18 protein-coding genes are annotated in these 22179 nt (G+C 45.7%); 13 read left to right on the top strand and 5 right to left on the bottom strand.

Annotation, left to right across the window (positions count from 1 at the left end; all coding sequences use genetic code 11):
* The 3 genes from VJL_RS11820 to VJL_RS11810 all read right to left on the bottom strand — a co-directional run.
* Window positions 1-1503, bottom strand: a 1503-nt coding sequence (locus VJL_RS11820; protein WP_038878138.1) for a tetratricopeptide repeat-containing diguanylate cyclase, incomplete at its 3' end; no start/stop codon positions are given.
* A 644-nt stretch (window positions 1504-2147) separates the two neighbouring features.
* The gene (locus VJL_RS11815; protein WP_038878136.1) at window positions 2148-3404 is read right to left on the bottom strand and encodes an aromatic amino acid transport family protein; all 1257 of its coding nucleotides are present in this window, start codon (window positions 3402-3404) and stop codon (window positions 2148-2150) included.
* A gap of 220 nt (window positions 3405-3624) precedes the next feature.
* Entirely contained in the window at window positions 3625-5841 is a 2217-nt protein-coding gene (locus VJL_RS11810) for an EAL domain-containing protein (protein WP_038878133.1), read from the bottom strand.
* A 363-nt stretch (window positions 5842-6204) separates the two neighbouring features.
* On the opposite strand from VJL_RS11810, the gene VJL_RS11805 reads away from it, so the two are divergent.
* The 11 genes from VJL_RS11805 to nirD all read left to right on the top strand — a co-directional run bounded on the left by VJL_RS11805 (window position 6205) and on the right by nirD (window position 19660).
* Window positions 6205-6639, top strand: a complete 435-nt coding sequence (locus tag VJL_RS11805) for a GNAT family N-acetyltransferase (protein WP_038878130.1) — start codon at window positions 6205-6207, stop codon at window positions 6637-6639.
* A gap of 289 nt (window positions 6640-6928) precedes the next feature.
* Complete coding sequence (locus tag VJL_RS11800; protein WP_038878128.1) at window positions 6929-9592, top strand: nitrate reductase; 2664 nt, start codon at window positions 6929-6931, stop codon at window positions 9590-9592.
* A gap of 20 nt (window positions 9593-9612) precedes the next feature.
* Window positions 9613-10518, top strand: a complete 906-nt coding sequence (gene cobA / locus VJL_RS11795) for a uroporphyrinogen-III C-methyltransferase (RefSeq protein ID WP_038878126.1) — start codon at window positions 9613-9615, stop codon at window positions 10516-10518.
* Window positions 10515-11468 (top strand): glycosyl transferase family protein, encoded by a 954-nt coding sequence (locus VJL_RS11790; RefSeq protein WP_038878124.1) that lies wholly within the window; start codon window positions 10515-10517, stop codon window positions 11466-11468. The genes cobA and VJL_RS11790 overlap by 4 nt, the downstream gene beginning before the upstream one ends.
* A 229-nt stretch (window positions 11469-11697) precedes the next feature.
* Window positions 11698-12615: a dienelactone hydrolase family protein gene (locus VJL_RS11785; RefSeq protein WP_038878122.1), complete on the top strand. Its 918-nt coding sequence runs from the start codon at window positions 11698-11700 to the stop codon at window positions 12613-12615.
* Window positions 12616-12688: 73 nt separating this feature from the next.
* A complete protein-coding gene (locus tag VJL_RS11780) occupies window positions 12689-13270 on the top strand; it encodes an ANTAR domain-containing response regulator (protein ID WP_038878119.1) in 582 nt (193 codons plus the stop codon).
* Between the two features lie 265 nt (window positions 13271-13535).
* Complete coding sequence (locus VJL_RS11770; RefSeq protein WP_038878116.1) at window positions 13536-14900, top strand: CmpA/NrtA family ABC transporter substrate-binding protein; 1365 nt, start codon at window positions 13536-13538, stop codon at window positions 14898-14900.
* A gap of 80 nt (window positions 14901-14980) precedes the next feature.
* Entirely contained in the window at window positions 14981-15946 is a 966-nt protein-coding gene (locus tag VJL_RS11765) for an ABC transporter permease (protein WP_005375889.1), read from the top strand.
* Window positions 15947-15957: 11 nt separating this feature from the next.
* The gene (locus VJL_RS11760) at window positions 15958-16794 is read left to right on the top strand and encodes an ABC transporter ATP-binding protein (protein ID WP_038871668.1); all 837 of its coding nucleotides are present in this window, start codon (window positions 15958-15960) and stop codon (window positions 16792-16794) included.
* Between the two features lie 10 nt (window positions 16795-16804).
* Window positions 16805-19324: a nitrite reductase large subunit NirB gene (nirB, locus tag VJL_RS11755; RefSeq protein WP_050568836.1), complete on the top strand. Its 2520-nt coding sequence runs from the start codon at window positions 16805-16807 to the stop codon at window positions 19322-19324.
* Window positions 19325-19660 carry a nitrite reductase small subunit NirD gene (gene nirD / locus VJL_RS11750; RefSeq protein ID WP_038878113.1) on the top strand — a complete coding sequence of 112 codons (336 nt, stop codon included), beginning with the start codon at window positions 19325-19327 and terminating at the stop codon, window positions 19658-19660. It abuts the gene before it with no gap.
* 98 nt (window positions 19661-19758) lie between these two features.
* On the opposite strand, the gene VJL_RS11745 is transcribed toward nirD, so the two are convergent.
* Both VJL_RS11745 and VJL_RS11740 read right to left on the bottom strand, forming a co-directional pair.
* Window positions 19759-20163: a PPC domain-containing DNA-binding protein gene (locus tag VJL_RS11745; protein WP_038878110.1), complete on the bottom strand. Its 405-nt coding sequence runs from the start codon at window positions 20161-20163 to the stop codon at window positions 19759-19761.
* Between the two features lies 1 nt (window position 20164).
* Window positions 20165-20740, bottom strand: coding sequence for a TetR/AcrR family transcriptional regulator (locus VJL_RS11740; protein ID WP_005375904.1), 576 nt, complete (start codon window positions 20738-20740; stop codon window positions 20165-20167).
* A gap of 284 nt (window positions 20741-21024) precedes the next feature.
* On the opposite strand from VJL_RS11740, the gene VJL_RS11735 reads away from it, so the two are divergent.
* Complete coding sequence (locus VJL_RS11735) at window positions 21025-21639, top strand: glutathione S-transferase (RefSeq protein WP_005450075.1); 615 nt, start codon at window positions 21025-21027, stop codon at window positions 21637-21639.
* Between the two features lie 254 nt (window positions 21640-21893).
* On the top strand, window positions 21894-22154 hold the full coding sequence (locus VJL_RS11730) for a hypothetical protein (RefSeq protein ID WP_038878106.1): 261 nt from the start codon (window positions 21894-21896) through the stop codon (window positions 22152-22154).
* Window positions 22155-22179: the final 25 nt, after the last annotated feature.

The raw sequence follows: 22179 nt of genomic DNA, 5'->3' as shown, positions 1-22179 counted from the left end.
CTTTCTATCTGGACGGCGACGAGCCATATTTTCCAACCAGCTAGGAAGGTAGCGGCGGTTATGGACTTTAGTTAGCGGGTCTGTTGTGTTCTGTTGCGCCAACTCTTCGTTGATCTTATTCATCTGGCGGATGTAACGGAACAACCAAAAACCGATAGCCGCAACGACACAAAAATAGAAGATTTCACGATAGCGTTGAGATTCAAGCTCAGACGCTTGCAACGCATTTTTTGCTTCTAGTAAGGTCAGCTCTTTTTGCGCTAACTTTGCCTCAAGATCGAGCTTGATGTTAATCATTTCTTCACCATGGACATGGCTAGAAAAGTTGCGCTCCAAACTGCGTAACTGACCTAAGTAATCAAATGCAGCTTCAAACTTCTTCAACTCTTGATTCGCTCGAACCATGACTAGAAGAAGGTCCATTTTTTGTTTAGTTTCAGCGCTAGCCGATTCATTTAAGCTATCGAGTGCCAACTTCGCATTTAAGATTGCTTGATCAAACTGATTGTCTGCGAGGTACGCTTCGGCATACGCCTCATAACAAGCGGCTTTGATACTTTTATGATTCTGAGGGTTAGGTAAGGCTAAGCAGGCTTCTGCTAGCTCTAATGATTCATCTATCTTACCAAGCGTACTCAAAAGCTGAGATAGGTTGGAAACAGAATTATGTTTGATTCTTACTGAGCCGGTTTCCATCGACAGTTTCGCTGCTTGTTCGAAATAGTGTTCAGACTCAAGGTACTCTTCCATTCCAAAATAAACCACGCTCATGTTAGCGTACATGATCGCCAGGAAAAGGCTGTTGTCGTAATGATTATCGCTGTTTAAATACCCATCAATCGCTTGATCTAAGTAGGTTTTCGCTCGCTTCCAATCGGACAGTTCCATGTAAAGAGAAGCGATATTATTGAGCGTCATCGCGATTTGGATTTCAAACTCAGAGTGTTCAAGCAGATCGTAAGCAGTACGGTAGTGTCTTAGGCCTGTTTGCACTTGAGCGCGTTGGACTTCGGCATTACCTAACCAGCGATAGGCGCGGCCCTGCAAAGAGTCATAACCGATCTCACGCGCGGTGTTGATGACTTCGTGTAATAGAAGTTCGCCTTGCCACACTTCGTCTGCTTCTACCAATTCTACGGCTTGGTTGAGTTTGGCTTCTGCAATAACCCACGGCAGCTTGTGCTTTTTACCAAACTCCACAAGGTTGGGAAGTTTCGGTAAAGGAACCCCTTCATAGCGTTCTAGATAGATACGGGCAAAGTAATACAGTGCTTGAGATTCTGGCGAAGCATTAGGTGGCAGCGACAGATCGCTAGATTTAATTGAACGAGGTTTACCAATGGAGTCGAAGTAGAACTCCAGCATTGGATAATCTGCGCGAGCAAGATGTTGCTTTAGGTAGCTTTCCTTTTTGGGCGCGTCAGCGGCTAGGCTGGGTAGTGAGCAAAGCACTCCAAATATAATAGGAAAAAGGAATCGCAGCGTTTTTAACGGTAAAGGCATCAGACTGTTGCTAGAAAAGCTGACTCTTATAATGAAACACGTAACAAGTTTATCATCTCTTAATCGCGATTAGCCATAGATTTAGCGGTTTTATTCTGCTTATTATTCTCTTCACCAAGCCAATGAAACTAGGCATATGGTCAAGGTTAACGTTTAAAAAGTTCAGCTTTGTCGTAGAGGAGGAAGGTAGAGTCTGTCTGCGGTTATTTATATAAGAAGGGTCGGAGGGCTGGTGGGGATATTTTCGCTGACCGATTCAAAAATAAAGACGCCGTTTGATGATAGTTCAATCTTAAAAAATCGTTCGATCTCTAAAAGTTCACATGACTGTAATAAAAATTTAATCTTTGTATGAGTTGTGGAAAAATGCTTTTTTCGACATAGTGTTAGTAAGCCAAGAGAAAAAGGCTTGTTTTCACTAAAAAGGAGATTGCCTATGCACAATGAAATGATTCAACCTTCCCACTTTGGTATCATCGGTCGTACTTGCATCGCGTCTGTACTAATGATCGTAGGTGTTTTCACATTCATGTAATGAGAAAGTCTCTTTCTATTACCGAATAAGAAAACCATAGCAAAATTCAGGGAATTACCTTAATAAAAAATAAGGTATTCCCCTGAAAATAAAAGCCACGTCTCTTTTCTTAACTCAACAAGCTAAAAACCAACGCACTTACTGCAATAATCCCCGTCAATAGGACAAAGTACGTCGATACTTTTCCACGATACTGCTTTAACGCTTTCACTTTGTACACCGACAACATCGGCATAATGAACAAGATCATCGCGATAACCGGTCCAGAGAGCGCCTCCATCATACCCAAAATGCTTGGGTTCATGATTGCCGCAATCCAAATAGACACGAATAGCACCACAACGCTGATGTGATCAACACGGCGTTTCGGCATATCTGAATGCTTAGTGATCAAACCATTCAAGCTTTCACGCGCACCAAGGAAGTGACCAAGGAAAGAGGAGGTAATCGCGACAAATGCTACAAGTGGGCCAAGCGTTGCAATGAATGGATTGTCTGTTGCATTTGCTAAGTAAGACAGTACTGATACGTTTTGCGATTTCGCCTCTGCCAGTTGCTCTGGAGAAAGCGCCAAGACACAAGAAAACACAAACAAAAGAACAAACGCAATCAGCATGACGCTTGTACGACGCAGAATCAGCTCTGATTTACTATCGGCCGCATCACCATAATGACGACGTTGAACATTTGCAAAAGTGGAAATTGCTGCCGCGTGGCTGAAAGAGAAGATCACAACCGGAATCGCTAACCACATTGTGCTTGCGAAGGACGACATTCCCGGCGCATCCATCACTGGCATGCTCCAGTTCGGCATCAGATAAAATGAAAGAAACGCCAGAATCGCAACCAATGGGTAAACCATGATAGCAAACGCACGTAGCATCACTTTTTCACCCGCCATCATGATAGCAATTAAGCTGAACACCAATACGCCGGACAGTAGGGCACGCGGTAATGGCTCCATACCCGCTTGGTTGACCATGAAGCTGTCAACGGTGTTGGTAATACCTACGCCATAGATAAGTAGAATCGGGAAGATCGAAAGGAAATACAAGAGAGAGATAGAGCGTCCCGCTTTTGTGCCAAAGTGCTCTTCAACCACATCGGTAAAATCTGCGTTTTTCACTTTTGATGACAGCACAAATCGTGCTAGGCCACGGTGTGCCAAATAAGTCATTGGGTAGGCGAGTACCGCCATGACGACAAGTGGCCAAAAACCGCCAATACCTAAGTTAATCGGTAAGAATAAAATACCCGCACCCACGGCAGTACCAAACAGACTTAGTACCCAATGGGTATCATGTTTAGTCCAAGCGTTTGTTGTGTTTAATTCACTAAAATTTAATGTATCTCGAGATTCTTTCACTTAAAACTCGCCTTTATAAAAATAATAATCGCGCGGATGTTAACTGTTTTAGTGATTGTTATCACATGGAGGTGATGGTGAATCATGCTAGTGAAGAGGCAAAGGTGTAAACTATCGAACCATGTAAAATTGGAAAAAGCGATATATAGTTTCAGTTCGGTGTTTATAAATTGAAATTATATCGCGAAATATTACGATTTTATGGTTTTAGATGTTGCGGTTAAGCTTTGTTCGATAACATTGTAAGGTGTTCCGAAAGCGGCAGTGGTCTTGCGACCCCAAACCCTTGAGCAAACTGGATATTTAGCGCTTTCAGTGTGTCGATATGATCTTCTGATTCGACAAACTCGGCAACCGTGACTAACTGCATGCTGCTGGCGACTTGGCTGATGGCTTGGACGATTATTCTGTCATTTTCACTGTCGACAATGTTTTTCACGAATGAGCCGTCCACCTTCAGCACGTCAAGGGGAAGGCGACGCAAATAATCGAAGCTCGCATAACCGGTGCCAAAATCATCCAGTGCGATGGTGGAACCTGCTTCCCGAAGTCTGTTTAAGTTTTGAATTGCAATTGGTTCGTTACGAAGTGCATCCGACTCAGTGATTTCAAAACACAGTTTATTCATCGGGATCTGGTGTAGCTCCGCTTCGGTTTGAATGTCTTCCGCTAAACCCTGTGAATTCAGCGCTTTGGCGGTCAGATTGATGGCACATCGTCCGATCGAGTCCCAATCTTTAATATGGTTTTTTAGCGCTTTGAAAGTGTGTTCGATTACCCATTTGTCTAGCTCTCTTTCTAAACCGAACTCATTGATTAAAGGGAAAAACTCAGCCGGAGACATAAGCTCTCCCTGTTTAGGTTTAAGGCGCAGCAAAATCTCAAAGTGGGCATTTTGAGCGTTATCCGATAGCGCTCGATAAGGCTGACAATAGAGCTCAAATTCGTTTTCGCGAAAGCACTGTTGAATGAAGCTCAACTGGTTAAGTGTCTTATTTTCTTCTTGATTGTGTGTTACCCAGTTCACGCATGCGGTGTCGCGACCTTGTTGCTCGCACAGTTTGGAGATCAAAGGATCAAGATTGTGGTTTCCGTCGATGGAAGCACACTGGATGGTACGTTTTACAAGGCTTACCGCGCTGTCGTCGAAGTAAAAATAAAAACGGTCTAACAGCCCAATGAGTTTGTTTAACTCTGCTTCCATGTTTGGCAAGCGTGGTGCAAAACAAAGTAAACCGCTAGCGAATGGCGGCAGATAAGCTCGAGTTAGGTGGTCAGTCTTATACGCGAGGTATTGGCTAAGTTGTTTCATTAACTGTGCTCGACCTTGGTGTCCTAATCCATGAAGTTTAGATAAGGTTGGTTCAAGATCGATGTAGATCAATGTCGCGTGAGTTTGCGTTGCGACATCTTCTTTTAATTGCGCGAGATTGTATAAGCCCGTGAAGCTATCGATGCGTTCTTTTCGAATCGCATTACGTGTTGTGACATAGTTCTTTATTGTATGAGCACCAAGCATAAAAGTGAGCATGGTCAGTACAAACAAAACCAGCAGCATCGCATAAACTTGTTCACGAGATATAAAGCCAAGATTGTATCGACTGATGATGTTTTCCACGCATACCAGCAATGTTGTTGCACCAATCAACATGGGGCGCAGTAAACCTAATTTGCCTAACCCCATGCCTACTAGGCACAGTAACATCAAACTGAGCGTATTAAGTGTCAGCGGGTTTTGTGTGGATATGCTAGCGACCAAAAATAGCGCACATACCATCAACCATAAGCGATAGTGGAATGGATCAGAGTAGGCCGCCATCATTGCACGATCGAGCTTAATATACGGTGCATTTTCTCCATCAAGGACATAGCTTAAACCAAGGCTCAACAGAGGAGTTAGTACCATTTGTGTCAAAATGGCGCTCAAAACAGAGTAAGCGATAAACTCAAAAGAGAGATTTGTCACGTCACTTAAAAAGGCACTAATCAGCATGAGTAGAGCAGTGTTTGCAATAGGATAGAGAATGCCGATTACTACCGCATAATAACTGAGCTTTAAGGTGAAGTTATACGCCGCAACGCGTTTTAATGCGGATCGGTAGAGGTGACAAAACAACAGCGGCAATGCGGGTAGCAACACAGAAAATAGCAAAGCCATTTCCCACGGACGTTTGGAAAAGCACCCATAGTAGAAAAGTAACCCAGCAATGATTGTTGGCAATACGCGCCAACTGTATCGGAGTATGACTGTTACAACGAAAGCGGCCGTAAAAGAGAGTACGTGGACACGATCTTGCGCTATCACGTAAAAGTTGGAGAGGCTATAGCTTACTTGTATTGCGCAAAATATTAGGATTTGAATGCCTAAAAACTGCCACCACTTTTTATTTTTATAATCGAGCAACAGGGGTGATTGCTCGAATCCAGACATCGACATTATTTAACTCTAATTTTGACAGCGTAATGGAAGTCTCCGTTTAAGCGCGGATGCTTCATTTTTTATAATGATTCGCCTAGCAAGGTGAGTGCAGTTGCTCATGGTGGGCGGGTTAGCCCTTATCGTTTTTATTATTTTTGTATATAAGAGCGGCGATTATTCTACAAAAAACAACCAACAATCAAATAAAAACTGGTACGACGTTCCGTTAATATGAAAGAGTGCTCATGAACACGATTCTTTGTTTGAAAAATCAACCTTTGCCTAAAGTTGGTAAAGCACTAGAATCTGACTGAAATAATTGGAGTTTATCGAAATGGGGCTTTAGATATTGCTTAATGTGTCCCGAAGGAGTGAGTTGTTGTGAAGATCACCTCAGCAGAAAAACAAGATTTAGTTACGCTATACGAGCTTGAGCATAAGCTGTTTGGGCATCATGCATACCCAAGATTCTTCTTCAGACAAGCATTTGATTGCTGGCAACAGGGGTTGGTAGTTTCCAAGCAAAGCGAGCAAGTCACAGGCTATGTATTGATGGCACAAAGTGATGAACAAAACACCCATTGGATCTTGTCACTTGCGGTAGATAGTCAGCACCGAGGAAAGGGGATTGCACGTTCGCTTGTGGAGAATGTAATCGCAAAAGCAAGTTCCGATTCTGTTATTAAGTTAACTGTCGATCCAAACAATGCGCCGGCTTACAAGTTGTACACTTCGTTAGGCTTTAAGGTTCTGGAAAAAGAAGAAGATTATTTCGGTGATGGAGAGCCGAGACTGGTCATGGCACTAGCCCGTTAATCTTGCACTTCTGTGATTCAAAATCGCACCTAATCAGTGCATTGCCAATTATAAAGTGAAAATGGATTTTGTTAAGTTATTGAAATGTAATGCAATATAAAATTGGCATCGGGTTTGCTATTTAGATTATGTTCATCGTTAACTCGATGCGCCGCTTTCCCTTAGCAGGCGGTTAAGCGGATAGGGTATTACTTTTTGAGCTTTTATAGGCAATGCAGCCTCTCTCGTTTCGGGAGAGGTTTTTTTTCGCTTGTAGCTCGTCATTCTAAGGAAAGAATCAGGGGGCGGAATGTCGCAAGGATGCAAAAAAACCACTTGTCCCTATTGTGGTGTTGGATGTGGTGTCGAGGTCAATGCGAAAGGAATCGTTGGGGATGCGTGTCATCCTGCAAATGCGGGATCACTGTGCGTAAAGGGCGTCGCGCTGGCAGAGAGCTTGAATATGCCTTCGCGTTTGCTGTATCCAAAGCTTGTCACCAAGCAGCGACCTCAAGGGCAAGAAGTGCAATGGCAACAAGCCACAGATCTGATTGCAGAAAAGATTCATCAAGCGAAAGCAGAGTTTGGACCGGATTCCGTCGCGATGTACGTGTCAGGCCAGTTGTTGACGGAAGACTATTACGTCGCCAACAAACTCATGAAAGGCTATGTTGGCAGCGCTAACATCGATACTAACTCGCGTTTGTGTATGTCTTCGGCGGTTGCGGCTCATGTACGAGCATTTGGCGAAGATGTCGTTCCCGTCAATTACGATGACATTGATAATACCGAGCTGTTGGTCATCTGCGGTGCGAATACTGCTTGGACGCATCCTGTTTTATTTCGACGTATTCAACAAGCGAGAGAGGACAATCCTAATCTCAAACTGGTGGTTATTGACCCGCGTGAAACGGTCACAGCACAGCAAGCCGATTTGCATCTACCGATTAAAAATGATGGGGATGTATCACTTTTTAATGGGCTGCTTAAGTTTCTTACTGAGCAGCAATGCGTTGATTCTAAATACATTAATTCTTATACCGACGGGTTTGATGCGCTTGCAGAAGAAGTTTCTGATTCGCGTTACGATGTCACTAATCTAACGTCTTCCATTGGCATTTCAGAAGAAAAACTCACGACATTCTTCCAATGGTTTGCGCAAAGCCCAACCGCAATCACGTTGTTTTGCCAAGGGGTTAACCAAGCCGAAAATGGTGTCGACAAAGGCAATGCTATTATTAATGCACATTTGGCATCAGGCAAAATTGCCAAGTCAGGTTGCGGGCCGTTTTCTATTACAGGTCAGCCGAATGCGATGGGCGGACGAGAAGTCGGTGGTTTGGCAAATCAATTAGCGGTTCATCGTGCTTTTGACGCAGAGTCTATCAAGCAAGTGCAAGCGTTCTGGGATTCACCAGAAATTGCCACTCAGCCCGGTTTAAAAGCCGTTGAACTGTTTGAGGCGGTAGAACGTGGTGAGATTAAAGTTCTGTGGATCATGGCAACCAACCCCGTTGTCTCTTTACCAGATAACCAATTGGTAAAACGTGCACTAGAGATTTGTCCGTTTGTGATTGTTTCCGATATCACAGCGGATTCGGATGTCGCGCATTACGCGGACCTGTTGCTGCCCGCCGCTGGCTGGGGGGAGAAGCAAGGCATGGTAACCAACTCTGAGCGTCGACTTTCAAGGCAGCGCCAGTTTCAAACGCCTCCGGGTGAAGCAAAATCAGATTGGTGGGCGATAAGCCAAGTCGGACAAGCTCTGTGTGCATTGGAAAAGACACGAAATGGTTTTGCGTTTACTTCAGAGCGGGCGGTATTCAGGGAATATGCGGCGATGACAGGCATGAATGCAGATTCACCATTGAAGCTAGATCTTTCTCAATACGCGAACTTAACCGAGCATGAATACGAAGAGTGGGTGCCAACACAATGGGGAGGAGAGCGTCCTTTTGCTGATGGCGTCTATTCGCACCCAGATGGTAAAGCGCGTTTTGTCGTGACCAGTGAATCTCCAACGCGTTTAGAGAGAACAAAAAGCTGGTGGCTCAATACGGGCAGGCAACGCGACCAATGGCATACCATGACGCGCACAGGGCATATCGCACACCTTGCCGCCTCTGAGTTAGAACCAACCGTGTACATGAACACACTCTCTGCTACTCAAAACCGCTTAAAAGCAGGACAACTCACTAAGCTGTTTCAGCCTACTTCAAACACCAGTATTTATGCCAAAGTTGCCATTGATGAAGGTTTGGGTTTTCAAGAGCTATTTATGTCAATGCACTGGGCGGGTCGATATGGCGGTGAAAGCAGTGTTAACGCGATAGTAAACAGCGCAAAAGACCCTATTTCCGGGCAGCCTGCGTTTAAGTCATCTTATGTTGAAGTGCAAGATGCGGCGGTAAAAACCTACGGTATGTTCATCGGTACACAGTTTGATTCCGGCAAGTTTCTCTACAGCGCATTTCAAGCAGAAAGCAATTTGGGCATTTGGCGCTTTGTACACGATAAGCGACCAAAGAAGCAGAGTTTTTGTCGAACGGAAAAGAGCCGCAGAATTACGATAGATATTGCCCAAGGTTGGCTAGCGGTGGATTACGACCTTGTTGGAGACGTTCGTATCATTCGTTCTGTTTTAGTGGTGTCTAATGAACCGATTCAAACCGACTACACCAACTTTACCGGCTTGATTGGCAAGCCAATGGAGCTATCGCAACTGCTTACCATCACTCAATCGCAAAGCAGTGCCAAACTGGTTTGTAGTTGTTTCCGTGTTACTGATAAACAAATCCATGACGCGATGGAGAAGCAAGACTGCACTTCACTGACTCAACTTCAAAACAAACTCAAATGCGGCACTAACTGTGGCTCGTGCGTTTCTCAAATCAAACAAATGGTCGACAGCCATCAGCATCAAAAGGGCAAACAGCAAGCGAACCAGCAAAGTCTGGCTATTCAAATAAAGTAAGTCATAAAGAGGATAAGCACATGGAAGCGCCTTATCAAAAGTCTTGGTTTAAGAAAGGACAAGCGAGTCAGAAACAAGAACGCTCGTCTCGTTTTTCTAAGCATGACCAAGCAAGCAAACTGAACCAACTTTTAGAAGACCATTCAGTAGACCTAGACGCGAACCACAAAGGTTTTGTCTCGATTGTCGGAGCAGGGCCGCACGATCCTGACTTGTTAACCGTAAAGGCTGTGAAAGCGATTATGTCGGCAGAGATTCTGCTGTACGACCGTTTGGTTAACAAAGATATTTTGGAGTTGGCTCCGCCACAAGCCGATTGGATTTACGTGGGCAAACGATGCGGACAACCTAGTATTGGTCAGGAAGAAATTTGTGACTTGATGGTGTCGCTCGCTCAACAAGGAAAGCGAGTTGTGCGCTTAAAAGGGGGAGATCCTTTCGTATTTGGCCGTGGAGGCGAAGAAGCATTAGCGCTCGTCAAACACTCAATCGCGTACGAAGTCATTCCCGGCATTACCGCTGCGATTGGATGTTCAGCAAACAGCTTGATTCCGCTGACTCATCGTGGCGTTGCTCGTAGCGTTACCTTTGTGACGGGGCAAGTGGTAACAGGCGCATTTGAAGCGTGGAGCCAACTGATGCAAAGCGGACAAACGTTAGTCTTCTATATGGGGTTAGAAAAGTCATCGCAAATACAAACGGGTTTAATAGGCTCTGGTTTGAGAGAAGATTTTCCAGTCGCGATCATCACTCATGGTTGCAGCCCTCAACAACAAGTGCATGTTACACAACTCAATCAGCTCAATGATTTATCGATTACACTTAAAGGCGTGAGCCCAGCATTGATTGTGATGGGAGAAGTTGTCAAACTGCGCGAACAACTAATAGAAACCGTACAGTCAGTGACGGAATACGAGGGAATATGAGCAGCATTTTGGAATGTATTAGAACAGTCGGTCGTGGCGAACGTGGTAGAAAACCACTGAACTTTGACCAAGCGTTTCGAGTTATGGATGAATACCTAAACGGTGAGTGCGACGACGATCAGATGGCAATGCTATTGATGCTGATCCGTGTACAGAACGAAACTCAACAAGAAATCGCTGGCTTTGTGAAAGCATTCCAATCCCGCATGCCAGCTATTGGTGCAGACATTGACTGGCCATGTTATGCAGGCAAACGTGAAGCGGCAGGGCAGCCTTGGCACCTGTTGGCAGCGAAGATCCTCGCCGATAATGGTCATAAAGTGCTGATGCACGGCTATCACGACCGTCAATCTGGTCGTTTGCATGCCGAAGATTACCTCGATAAGTTTTCTATCAACAAAGCGGAATCAGCAGAAGAAGCAAAGCGTGTGTTAGAAACACAAAACATTGTGTATCTGCCGCTGAGTTCGTTTGCACCCCAAGCAGAAACCATGATCGGTTGGAAGAATTGTTATGGGCTTAGAACGCCGATTAATACCGTGGTTCGAGCATTGAATCCGGGGCAGGCGACGGTTGGTATTCGTGGTAGCTTCCATCCTGGGTTCCAACAACTTCATGCTGAAGTCGAATTCGAGATTGGTCAAACCGCTCATGCCGTTGTGTCATTCAAAGGACAATCGGGTGAGTCAGAATACAACCCGAAAGTAAGCCAAACCGTATGGTTAAGCCAAACAAGTGGTGTGACATCGCATTACTGGACGGAGCAAATGCTATCTGAGGTGCCAATGCCTGCGAACTGCCCATTTGGGACGTCAGAAGATGACATGAACCAAATGGCAAATACGGTTCTTGCCACCATGACAGTGGTCTTGTTTGCACAAATGCACGACAGAGAAATAGCATTCGAACGTGCCTTCTCTTACTGGCAAGCCTATTGCGCCCAGCAATAACGCACTACTGTCAATTAATGTAAAACCAACGACGCAAAGTTGTTGAATCTGAATCCATTATCTATTGTTTGAAGAAGGTAAAAGATCCTAGCTCGCCAATGATGTGTTTCACCACCTTGCTCCGTATCAGAATGGTGAAACCAAAGTTTTAGCCTCAATCGCGTTCGTTTCTCCCTGCGCTTTTGAGAATGAGAAAATCCCATATGGTAAGACACAGAGGACATGGATAATGGTTCTAAAGCATACCACTCCTAGTGAAAAGGCTTCCCATCCGATCCCGCAAGAAGCCTTCGATTGGTACGACGAATACGCCCACGGAAAAATCACGCGCCGTGAGTTTCTAAATAGGCTGGGTGGCCTTGCTGTGCTTGGCTTTAGCATGACAGCACTGGTCGACGCGTTAACCCCGAATTACGCACTCGCAGAACAAGTTTCATTTAACGATCCTGACATCAAAGCAACTTACGAAACCTTTCCATCTCCAAATGGGCATGGAGAAGGGCGTGGTTATTTGGTGATGCCACAGAAGAAGACCTTAAAATCGCCGACCGTGTTGGTTATTCATGAAAATCGAGGTCTGAACCCTTATATCAAAGACGTCGCAAGACGACTTGCAAAAGATGGTTTTATTGCTTTCGCTCCAGACGCACTTTATCCACTCGGCGGCTATCCGGGGAACGACGATGAGGGGCGCGCCATGCAGAAAGAGATGGACAGAGCCAAGATCGAACAAGACTTTATTGCAGCGGCTAACTTCCTCAAACAATACGAGGGTGGTAACGGTAAATTGGGCGCGGTTGGATTCTGCTTCGGTGGATACATTGTCAATATGCTTGCAGCGGTAATGCCTGAAGAGCTCGATGCAGGTGTGCCTTTTTATGGAACACCAGCTGCACAAGAGATCCAAAAGCAAGTCAAAGGACCGTTGATGCTTCACTTTGCAGGGCTCGATAAGCGTGTTAACGACACATGGCCTGCTTATGAGCAGCAATTGATCGCAACCGACGCACAGTATCAAGCGTTAATGTATGAGAACGTCAACCACGGCTTCCATAACGACTCAACAGCACGCTACGCACCGGAAGAAGCAGCACTCGCTTGGGAGCGCACACTCGGCTTCTTCAAAGAACATCTTGCCTCTAGTTAAAACGCGTCTACTTTAGTTGGCACATTCCTTGTTATGTCTCTCTTAGTGAGTGAGATATAAACAAGGAATGTGCATGACTCAATCAACGTCAAAAACACCCATCATAGTATGCTGTGATAGCCTCCAAGAGCAGGCTCGATTATCGAGCTTATTGAGCAAAGATTACGACAACATCATCGGTTGCCAATTGGCACAACTAGAAACGTTAATGCAACGAGAACCGTCGGCAAGCGTTGTGGTTGGATGGCAGCAACCAACCGCGGAACTGCGTTTGATCGTCGATTTCTGCCGCAGAAAATCGGCACCACTTCTTATCGTCTTAAAGCAATTATCATCCAATGATATCAATCGGTTATCAGAAAAAATGGACTATGTTCTTATGCCGCACGATAGTGAGTTTGCACTTCAACCTTGGATTGAACATGCGACATTAGTGAGAGCGAAATTCGAAAGTATGCAATCGGAAATTGAATTACTGACCAATAAGATTGAAGAGCGCAAGCTGGTGGAAAAAGCGAAAGGTCTGCTGATGAAGATGCACAGCGTTGATGAAGAACAGGCGTATAAAGCGCTAAGAAATTCAGCCATGCAATCGAGCCAAACGCTCGCACAAGTTGCCAAGAATTTGATAACAACTTTGGAAGTGTTGGATTAGTTGCTCTACCACTTTGGGGTTAGAGTGCGATTTCTAACGTGGTGCGTGTTGCACTATCAGCAAGCAATAGCAGGGAATAAGAAACGGTATAATAAACTAATTCATTGTATTTACTGTGAAAAATAAGTTGGCACAGTAATTGGATTACTAGGTATGGGTTTATTGTTGAATCGCTTATCTCAATTATCAACGGCGGTAATTGTAGACTTAGCAACGGCGCTACTGCTCTTCGGAGTAGTGGCGCTTTTTTTATGGGAGCAAACCAATGAAATGGAGTTCGATGCTGAAAGTGTCAGCAATTTCGTTATCGGTATTCACCACGGTCAGCGTAAAGGCAGAGTTGGGTGAGCCAGAAATTGAAGACCTGAAGTTTGGTTTTATTAAGTTAACCGATATGGCACCGCTGGCGGTTGCTTATGAGAAAGGCTTTTTTGAAGACGAAGGCTTGTACGTCACTTTAGAAGCGCAAGCAAACTGGAAGGTGCTATTAGACCGAGTCATCGATGGTGAGCTTGCTGGCGCGCACATGCTTGCTGGTCAGCCATTGGGCGCGACGATTGGTGTCGGTACAAAAGCAGAAGTGATTACCGCGTTCAGTATGGATTTGAACGGCAACGCAATCACGGTTTCCAATGATACTTGGGAGCAGATGAAGCAATACATTCCAAAACAACCAGATGGCAAACCTGTTCACCCAATCAAAGCGGATGCACTGAAGCCTGTGGTCGACAGCTATCTGGATAAAGGCAAACCTTTCAATATGGGCATGGTGTTCCCTGTATCGACGCACAACTATGAGTTGCGATACTGGTTAGCAGCGGGTGGGATCCATCCAGGTTTTTATGCGCCAGAATCAGGCGATAACAGTGGCCAGTTGGATGCTGACGTTCTATTGAGTGTTACACCGCCACCACAAATGCCAGCCACAATGGAAGCGGGCACGATCAAAGGGTACTGCGTAGGCGAACCATGGAACCAACAAGCCGTCTTCAAAGGCATTGGTACGCCAGTCGTGACCGATTACGAGATCTGGAAGAACAACCCAGAGAAAGTGTTTGGTGTTTCTAAAGCTTGGGCTGAGAAGTATCCAAACACACACATTCGCGTAGTGAAAGCCTTGATTCGAGCGGCACATTGGTTGGATGAAAATGACAACGCCAACCGCCAAGAAGCAGTGAAGATGTTATCAAAAAGCGAGTACGTTGGAGCCGATGCCGAAGTTATCGCCAACTCAATGACCGGCACATTTGAATACGAGAAAGGCGACAAACGAGACGTGCCAGATTTCAACGTGTTCTTCCGTCATAACGCCACTTATCCGTATTACAGCGATGCGATTTGGTATCTGACCCAAATGCGCCGCTGGGGGCAAATCTCAAGCGAGAAATCCGATGATTGGTACATGGATGTGGCGAAAGAGGTTTACCGTCCAGATATCTACCAACAAGCGGCTCAAGCACTGATTGAAGATGGTGTGTTGAGCAAAAAAGACTTCCCAGATTTCAGTGCTGAAGATGGTTTTCGTGCGCCACAAACACACTTTATCGACAACATCGTTTATGACGGTCGCGAGCCAAATAAATATCTAGAGAAGTTCTCTATCGGGCTTAAAGGAACAGACAAAGTTTAGGGTTAGCAGTCCTACAAAAAATACAGCGGGCAGGTGAGTCTGCCCGCAATAACAAGGATGTAAATTTCTTAGGAGTGAGTATGTCTAGTAATGTCATTTCCCTTTTTCCTGCTAAGCAGGTAGTGAACCGAAGTCGGTTGGTGCTTTTGCCCGTGATTGGCTTGCTGATCTTTTTGGCAATGTGGCACTTAGCAGCGAGAGAAGTGCAAACCTCATTAGGTACGCTACCGGGACCGGTGCAAACTTTTCAGCAGTTCAGCAACCTTGTCGATGACCATTGGCAAGAGCGAGAAAAAGAACAAGCGTTTATCGAGCGTCAGGAAAAACGCAATGCCGCGAAGTTAGCCAAGAATCCAGACGCCGAAGTAAAGATTCGTCCTTACACTGGTAAACCGACGTTCTTCGACCAAATCATAACCAGCTTAGTAACTGTGACTGCAGGCTTTTTGCTGGCGACGGTTATTGCGATTCCACTTGGCATCGTGCTTGGTCTTAATCAAGGGCTGTATCAAGCGTTCAACCCAATCATTCAATTGCTCAAGCCCGTATCACCTTTGGCTTGGCTGCCTATCGTCACTATGGTGGTGAGTGCCACTTATGTGAGTGATGACCCGATGTTTGCTAAGTCGTTCATTAACTCTTTGATCACTGTGGCGCTGTGTAGCTTATGGCCGACGCTGATTAATACCGCTGTGGGTGTAACGAGCGTTGATAAAGACTTAATCAACGTGAGTAAAGTGCTTCAACTTTCGTGGTGGCAGCACATTCGCACTATCGTTTTACCTTCTGCCATTCCAATGATCTTCACCGGTTTACGTCTCTCTTTAGGTATCGCTTGGATGGTGTTGATTGCGGCAGAAATGCTCGCTCAGAACCCGGGGTTAGGCAAGTTCGTTTGGGATGAATTCCAGAACGGCAGCTCGGCATCATTGGGGCGCATCATGGTGGCAGTCATCACCATTGGTTTTATCGGCTTGATGCTCGATAGAGGCATGCTGCAACTTCAAAAGTGGCTGTCTTGGAATAAACAACAAGCGTTGAGATAAGGGAAACGATCATGGAAAAAGCATTATTAGATCTAACGCGTTTAGGGATGCGATTCCCAACGCCAGATGGCGAGTTCATCGCGCTTAAGAACGTTGATTTACAAATCAATAAAGGTGAGTTTGTATCGCTGATTGGCCACTCTGGCTGCGGTAAATCAACGGTATTGAACTTAGTCGCAGGGCTGCACATGCCAACAGACGGCGGCGTGATCGTCGATGGACGAGAAGTAGCTGGACCGGGACCAGACCGCGCAGTGGTGTTCCAAAACCATTCATTATTGCCTTGGTTAACCGTGTATCAAAACGTTGAGCTAGCTGTAAAACAAATTGCCGGCAAAAAGGGCAAAGCGTGGATTCAGGAACAAGTGAATCACTACTTGGAGTTGATTCAAATGCAGCATGCCGCGCACAAAAAGCCGGATGAAATCTCTGGTGGTATGAAGCAGCGAGTCGGCATTGCGAGAGCACTGGCACTTCAACCAAAGGTTTTGCTGATGGATGAACCATTTGGCGCGTTGGATGCGTTAACTCGTGCGCATTTGCAGGATGCACTGATGAAGATTCAAGCCGAGCTAAACAATACCGTCATCATGATTACCCATGACGTGGATGAAGCGGTGCTGCTATCTGACAAAATCGTGATGATGACCAACGGACCGGCAGCAACCATTGGTGAAGTGTTAGAAGTGAACCTACCTCGCCCTCGTGAGCGTGTCGCACTGGCGGATGATGCGCAGTATCAGAAGTGTCGACAAGCGGTGTTGAAGTTCCTTTATGAGAAGCAATCCAAAGTCGAGATTCCTGCTTCGAAAGAAGAGAAACCCAAAACCGCAGCGCAAACGGCATAAGGAGGCAGCGATGAACAGTCCTTTAACGATCCCAGTAAAGAACGCATTGAGCCACATCGTTGTGGTAGGCAACGGTATGGTCGGGCAGCATCTCGTCGAGCAATTAGTGCAGAAAAGCGCGCATATGGAGCACCGAATTACCGTGATTGGTGCAGAGCGTTTTATTGCGTATGACCGTGTACAGTTGTCCTCTTTGTTTGCGGGTAAGTCTCATGATGATTTGATGCTGAGTAACCAAGAATGGTACGACATGCATGGCATCCAACTCGTACTTGGCAGCCAAGTAACAGGCATCGACAGAGAACAAAAGCGCCTTCTGCTTGATGGTGAAGATGTGCTGGGTTACGACCAACTTGTGCTCGCGACTGGTTCGTACCCATTTGTGCCGCCAATTGAAGGTAAAGACCGCAACAACGTGTTTGTCTACCGCACGCTTGATGATCTTTCACAAATCAAAAAGGCATGTGAAGGCGCAAGAACAGGCGCAGTGATTGGCGGCGGCTTATTGGGTTTAGAAGCGGCAAATGCACTCAAACTATTGGGGTTAGAAACTCACGTCATTGAATTTGCTCCTCGCCTGATGCCCGTGCAGTTAGACGATGGTGCTGGCTTAGTGCTAAAAGAGAAGATTGAAGCGCTAGGGCTAACCGTTCACACCTCAACGGGTACGGAACGAATCTGCGATGGTGAAACGGCTAAGCATCGTATGGTGTTTAAAGACAAAGATCCTCTCGAAGTGGATGTGATTGTCTTTTCCGCAGGCATTCGTCCTCAAGATGAGCTGGCAAAAATGGCTGAGCTAGAAGTCGGCGAGCGAGGCGGTATTGTGATTAACAACCAATGCCAAACCAGCGATGAGAATATTTACGCGATTGGCGAATGTGCTCTTTGGGAGCAGAAGATCTTTGGTTTAGTCGCACCCGGTTACACCATGGCGAGAACCACTGCCGATGTCTTGACTGGTATGCCAAGCGAAGGTTTTAAAGGCGCAGACATGAGTACCAAGCTCAAGCTGCTTGGGGTGGATGTGGCGTCTATCGGCGATGCACAAATGCAGACCGAAGGCGCACAAGAAATGGTATTGCAAGATGCGGTTGCAGGCATCTACAAAAAGCTGGTGGTTGATGCGAGCGGCACCCAATTACTTGGTGCGATTCTCGTCGGTGATAACAGCGATTACGATGCGCTCTTACAGTGTTATTTGAACAAAACAGTCTTGCCAGACCACGCGGCGAACCTGCTATTTGATACTGGAATGCTGGATGGAGAGATGCCAGACAACGCCATTATCTGTTCTTGTCACAACGTCACAAAAGGCGACTTAGTTGCCGAGATTCAAGCTGGCACTACCAACCTGACGGACCTTAAAGCCAATACCAAAGCCGGTACTGGATGTGGTGGCTGTAGCAATATGGTGAAGTCGGTATTGGATACTCAATTGGCAGCTATGGGGGTAGAGGTTAACAACCACCTTTGTGAGCACTTTGAGCTCAGTCGACAAGAGATGTTCCATATTTGCCAAGTGGAACAAATCAAAGACTTCGACACCTTAATTGCACTGCATGGCAAAGGGCATGGGTGTGATATCTGTAAGCCGACAGCGGCATCTGTATTTGCTTCTTTGTGGAATGAACACATTATGGAGCGACAGCATCAATCTCTGCAAGATTCCAACGATGCCTTTATGGCGAACCTGCAAAAAGATGGCTCTTACTCGATTGTACCTCGTGTTCCGGGCGGCGAAATCACACCAGACAAACTCATCGTGCTAGGCGAAGTTGCTCAGCAATACGATCTGTACACCAAGATCACTGGCGGTCAGCGGGTGGATTTATTTGGCGCGCAGTTAGAACAGCTTCCTGAAATCTGGCAAACCTTAATTGATGCCGGTTTTGAAACAGGGCACGCCTACGGTAAATCGGTGCGCACCGTGAAATCGTGCGTGGGTTCTACTTGGTGTCGTTATGGTGTTGATGATTCAGTTGGATTAGCCATTGAGTTAGAGAACCGCTACAAAGGATTGCGAGCGCCCCATAAGCTTAAGTTTGCCGTATCGGGCTGTACTCGCGAGTGTGCAGAAGCGCAAAGTAAAGACATTGGGGTGATCGCCACCGAAAACGGCTGGAATCTATACGTTTGCGGTAATGGCGGCATGAGACCACGACACGCTGATTTGTTTGCATCTGACTTATCTAAGTCAGAGTTGATCACCATGATTGACCGAGTTTTGATGTTCTACGTCAGCAGCGCTGATCGCTTGCAGCGCACGTCGGTGTGGATGGAGAACATGGAAGGGGGCCTAGATTACCTTAAACAAGTGATTTTGGATGACTCTCTGAATTTATGTGATTCTTTGGATGAACAAATGGCGCGAGTCGTAGATACCTATCAATGTGAGTGGAAGAGTACGCTGGATAATCCTCAAAAACTGCAACGCTTCCGTCCTTTCTTGAACAGCACGTCGGGCAGTAAAGTCTTGCCGTACCAACGTGTGCGCGGTCAGCGTATTCCCTTGAAACAGGAGGTGTAAATGGCAGCTTTAACCAAAGTTAAATTGTGTCAGCTTGATGACTTAATGCCGTTTATCGGTGCTACTGTATTGATTGAAGGCGAGCACGTTGCGTTATTCTACATTCCAGATAGCGGTGTTTACGCCGTTCAAGATTGGGACCCAATAGGTAAGGCTTATGTGATGAGTCGAGGGATTGTCGGTGATATTGATGGTGAGATGTGTGTTGCATCACCACTGTATAAACAGCACTTCAGTTTAAAGAGTGGGCAATGTCTGGAAGACGAAGCGCTCTGTCTAAAAACGTGGCAAGTAACGATCGACGATAATCAGGTTTGTTATTTAGCCGAAGAATGATCCTCGAAATTAGCTTGCTCGATATGAGTAAATTCTTAGCGTAAGAGACAAGCGAATAAAGCTCCAGAGACAGCACAGTATGGCTCTGGAGCTTTTTACTATTTGGAAGGATTCACTTTCAGCTCGGTATAGCCAGTCGAGTCGTCCATCGTTCTGGTAAACTCAAGTTCTGAGTAAGAATGGATGATCAATTCTGCGGTGGTATCAATAACCGTGCCTTCCATTAAATGCCCGCCCCAGACTCGTCCTTCACGATCAGACACCGAGATATGAACGTGTTGATGTTCAGGCGTTAGGGTTCCCATCACAGAGACGATTTCAAATGGCTCTTGCTTGGTTAACGTACTCTCTGCACTTGCCAAACGAAGGTTGAGGTCAGAGACACAGCCAACGCATGAGGCAATCGAGCCAGCTTTGATACCATGCTGCTCGACCAATTTCGCAAGGCTGAGCTTTAAGTCCATGCCTTTGGTAAGACGTACCGCTATCACTTCAATCGACATGTCACTTCCTAATCAAAACCAGCAAGCAGGAAAGCGCCGTATCCAAGTCGGCATAACGTTTGGCTTTGCCAAGTACGCGCATGCCTTGCATGTTGTTGAGAACAAAACGAGCAAGCTCTTCTGGTTTCAGCGTTTTCGGCACTAAGGTTTCTTTTTGTGCATTGGTCAGCGCATCCGCAATGATGTCGATAAGATGGTCAAACAAAAAATGCCCTTTGCGCAGTACATCATCGTCTTCCCCAGCGTGCTCAATCAACGCATTTTGGATAAAACACCCACAGTTGCGTTTGCGCTGCAGCTCAGCAAAAGATTTAAGGAACGATTCCAACTCAGGTAAAGACGCGTCGTCTTTTTCCAAATCATTCAGTGATGGTAGCGAGACCTTTTTCAAGTAGGTATCGAGCGCTTCGTAGTAGAGCTGTTGCTTGTCACCATAGGTGTTGTAAAGACTGAAGCGGTTGATGTTCAACTCGTCTGTGAGATCCGAGATAGACGTGTTCGCAAAGCCCTTGCGCCAAAACACATCCATAGCCACGAGAAGCTTTTCATCTCGGTCGAAGTTGGCTTTTCTTGCCATAAATTACCTGCCTGGGTCTGCTTATCGGGTAATTAAATTGCTTTGGAGGGATGGTACAGAGAACCTCTAGCGTTCGAACTGAACCAATATGATGAATACCCATCTATTCTTGGGTATCAGCCCCCAAATTCATGTGAACTCACAAACGGCATCAAAAATCTCGCTCAGCAAACAGACCCACAGCTGTTTGAAAATTTTTGATAGTGAAGTTCTTGACTGATCGTTTATAAACTGGCTACAGTATATCCTAACCAATCGGTTAGAAAAAGATAAAAGGATGTGAAATGAAGCTCTATGAAACCGCAATGACTCCAAGTTGTAAGCGAGTTAGCATTTTTCTAAAGGAAATCGGTGGCGAGGTTGAGCGAATTGCGCTGAACGTTCGTGAGGGTGATAACCTATCTGAACCGTTTAAATCGAAAAGCGTGAACGGCAAAGTGCCTCTGCTGGAACTGGATGATGGCACGACGATCTGTGAAAGCGTGGCAATTTGTCGCTACCTAGATGAAGCGTTTGAAAATGATCTGGCGCTGTTTGGTGCTAACCAGCTCGAACGTGCTCAGGTGGAAATGTGGCATCGCGTTGTCGAATTCCAAGGTTTGTACACGGCTTTTCAGGCGTTTCGCAATATCACAGCAATTTACCAAGATCGTGAAAACTGTGTGGCTGCGTGGGGTGACGAGTCGAAATCTCGCGTATTAGAATTCCTACCAATTCTCGACAAGCGCCTATCAGAAAGCGAGCATATCGCCACGGACAACTTCACCATCGTAGACATTACCGGCTACATTTTTGTTGGTTTTGCCGTAAATGGTTTGAGTATTGAAGTGTTCGAAACCTACCCAAATATTGCTCGTTGGTTTGAACAAGTGTCGGTGCGTGAAGCGTTTCAAGGTTAACTTCTAGCGTGATTTTTCTGAGCAGCAAGGCTTTTGTAGACTTGCTGCTTTTTGTCGTTTTAAGCGCAAAGATCTTCAATTTTATCGGGTTTTCTCTTCTTTTTCTGCCTTTCTCCTATAATTAACTCAATTAATGAAACAACATCAATTGGCTCTCACGGCGTTTTGGAACCTTGAGTTCTTAGTTTGTAGACGTCCCAATCATTATTGGACTTCACCAAGTAATGAAGGACACCAAGCGACAAGGAGAGGTTATGCGTGTTCGAAGTAAAACCATCAATGGCGTGTTGTGTACGCTGCTCGTAGCGTCTGTGTGTGGATTAGTTGCGATGTATCAAAACCACACTCAACAACATCAACAAATTGAATTGCTGCGCGGGCAACTGGTGGAAAAAGAAAACCAAATCGTTGTCTCGAATGAGGCGTTGTCTTATACCCGTTACCAACACCAACTATTATCAGAAGATTACACTCGATTTAGAGACGAACAGTCCACTAACGCCATCCTTCGTTAGGCACTGCGTCATAAGCAGGGAGCAT

Origin of the sequence: Vibrio jasicida CAIM 1864 = LMG 25398 (assembly GCF_000400365.1) — a bacterium.
GTDB lineage: Bacteria > Pseudomonadota > Gammaproteobacteria > Enterobacterales > Vibrionaceae > Vibrio > Vibrio jasicida.
The sequence above is the reverse complement of the archived record's forward strand: the minus strand, read 5'-3'. Positions and strand labels throughout refer to the sequence as shown.

Bases quoted from the DNA above. Each gene is read 5' to 3' on its own strand.
- VJL_RS11810 (WP_038878133.1), bottom strand. From the start codon at position 5,841: ATGTCGATGTCTGGATTCGAGCAATCACCCCTGTTGCTCGATTATAAA.
- VJL_RS11800 (WP_038878128.1), top strand. From the start codon at position 6,929: ATGTCGCAAGGATGCAAAAAAACCACTTGTCCCTATTGTGGTGTTGGA.
- cobA (WP_038878126.1), top strand. From the start codon at position 9,613: ATGGAAGCGCCTTATCAAAAGTCTTGGTTTAAGAAAGGACAAGCGAGT.
- VJL_RS11790 (WP_038878124.1), top strand. From the start codon at position 10,515: ATGAGCAGCATTTTGGAATGTATTAGAACAGTCGGTCGTGGCGAACGT.
- VJL_RS11785 (WP_038878122.1), top strand. From the start codon at position 11,698: ATGGTTCTAAAGCATACCACTCCTAGTGAAAAGGCTTCCCATCCGATC.
- VJL_RS11780 (WP_038878119.1), top strand. From the start codon at position 12,689: ATGACTCAATCAACGTCAAAAACACCCATCATAGTATGCTGTGATAGC.
- VJL_RS11770 (WP_038878116.1), top strand. From the start codon at position 13,536: ATGAAATGGAGTTCGATGCTGAAAGTGTCAGCAATTTCGTTATCGGTA.
- VJL_RS11765 (WP_005375889.1), top strand. From the start codon at position 14,981: ATGTCTAGTAATGTCATTTCCCTTTTTCCTGCTAAGCAGGTAGTGAAC.
- VJL_RS11760 (WP_038871668.1), top strand. From the start codon at position 15,958: ATGGAAAAAGCATTATTAGATCTAACGCGTTTAGGGATGCGATTCCCA.
- nirB (WP_050568836.1), top strand. From the start codon at position 16,805: ATGAACAGTCCTTTAACGATCCCAGTAAAGAACGCATTGAGCCACATC.
- nirD (WP_038878113.1), top strand. From the start codon at position 19,325: ATGGCAGCTTTAACCAAAGTTAAATTGTGTCAGCTTGATGACTTAATG.
- VJL_RS11745 (WP_038878110.1), bottom strand. From the start codon at position 20,163: ATGTCGATTGAAGTGATAGCGGTACGTCTTACCAAAGGCATGGACTTA.
- VJL_RS11740 (WP_005375904.1), bottom strand. From the start codon at position 20,740: ATGGCAAGAAAAGCCAACTTCGACCGAGATGAAAAGCTTCTCGTGGCT.
- VJL_RS11735 (WP_005450075.1), top strand. From the start codon at position 21,025: ATGAAGCTCTATGAAACCGCAATGACTCCAAGTTGTAAGCGAGTTAGC.
- VJL_RS11730 (WP_038878106.1), top strand. From the start codon at position 21,894: ATGCGTGTTCGAAGTAAAACCATCAATGGCGTGTTGTGTACGCTGCTC.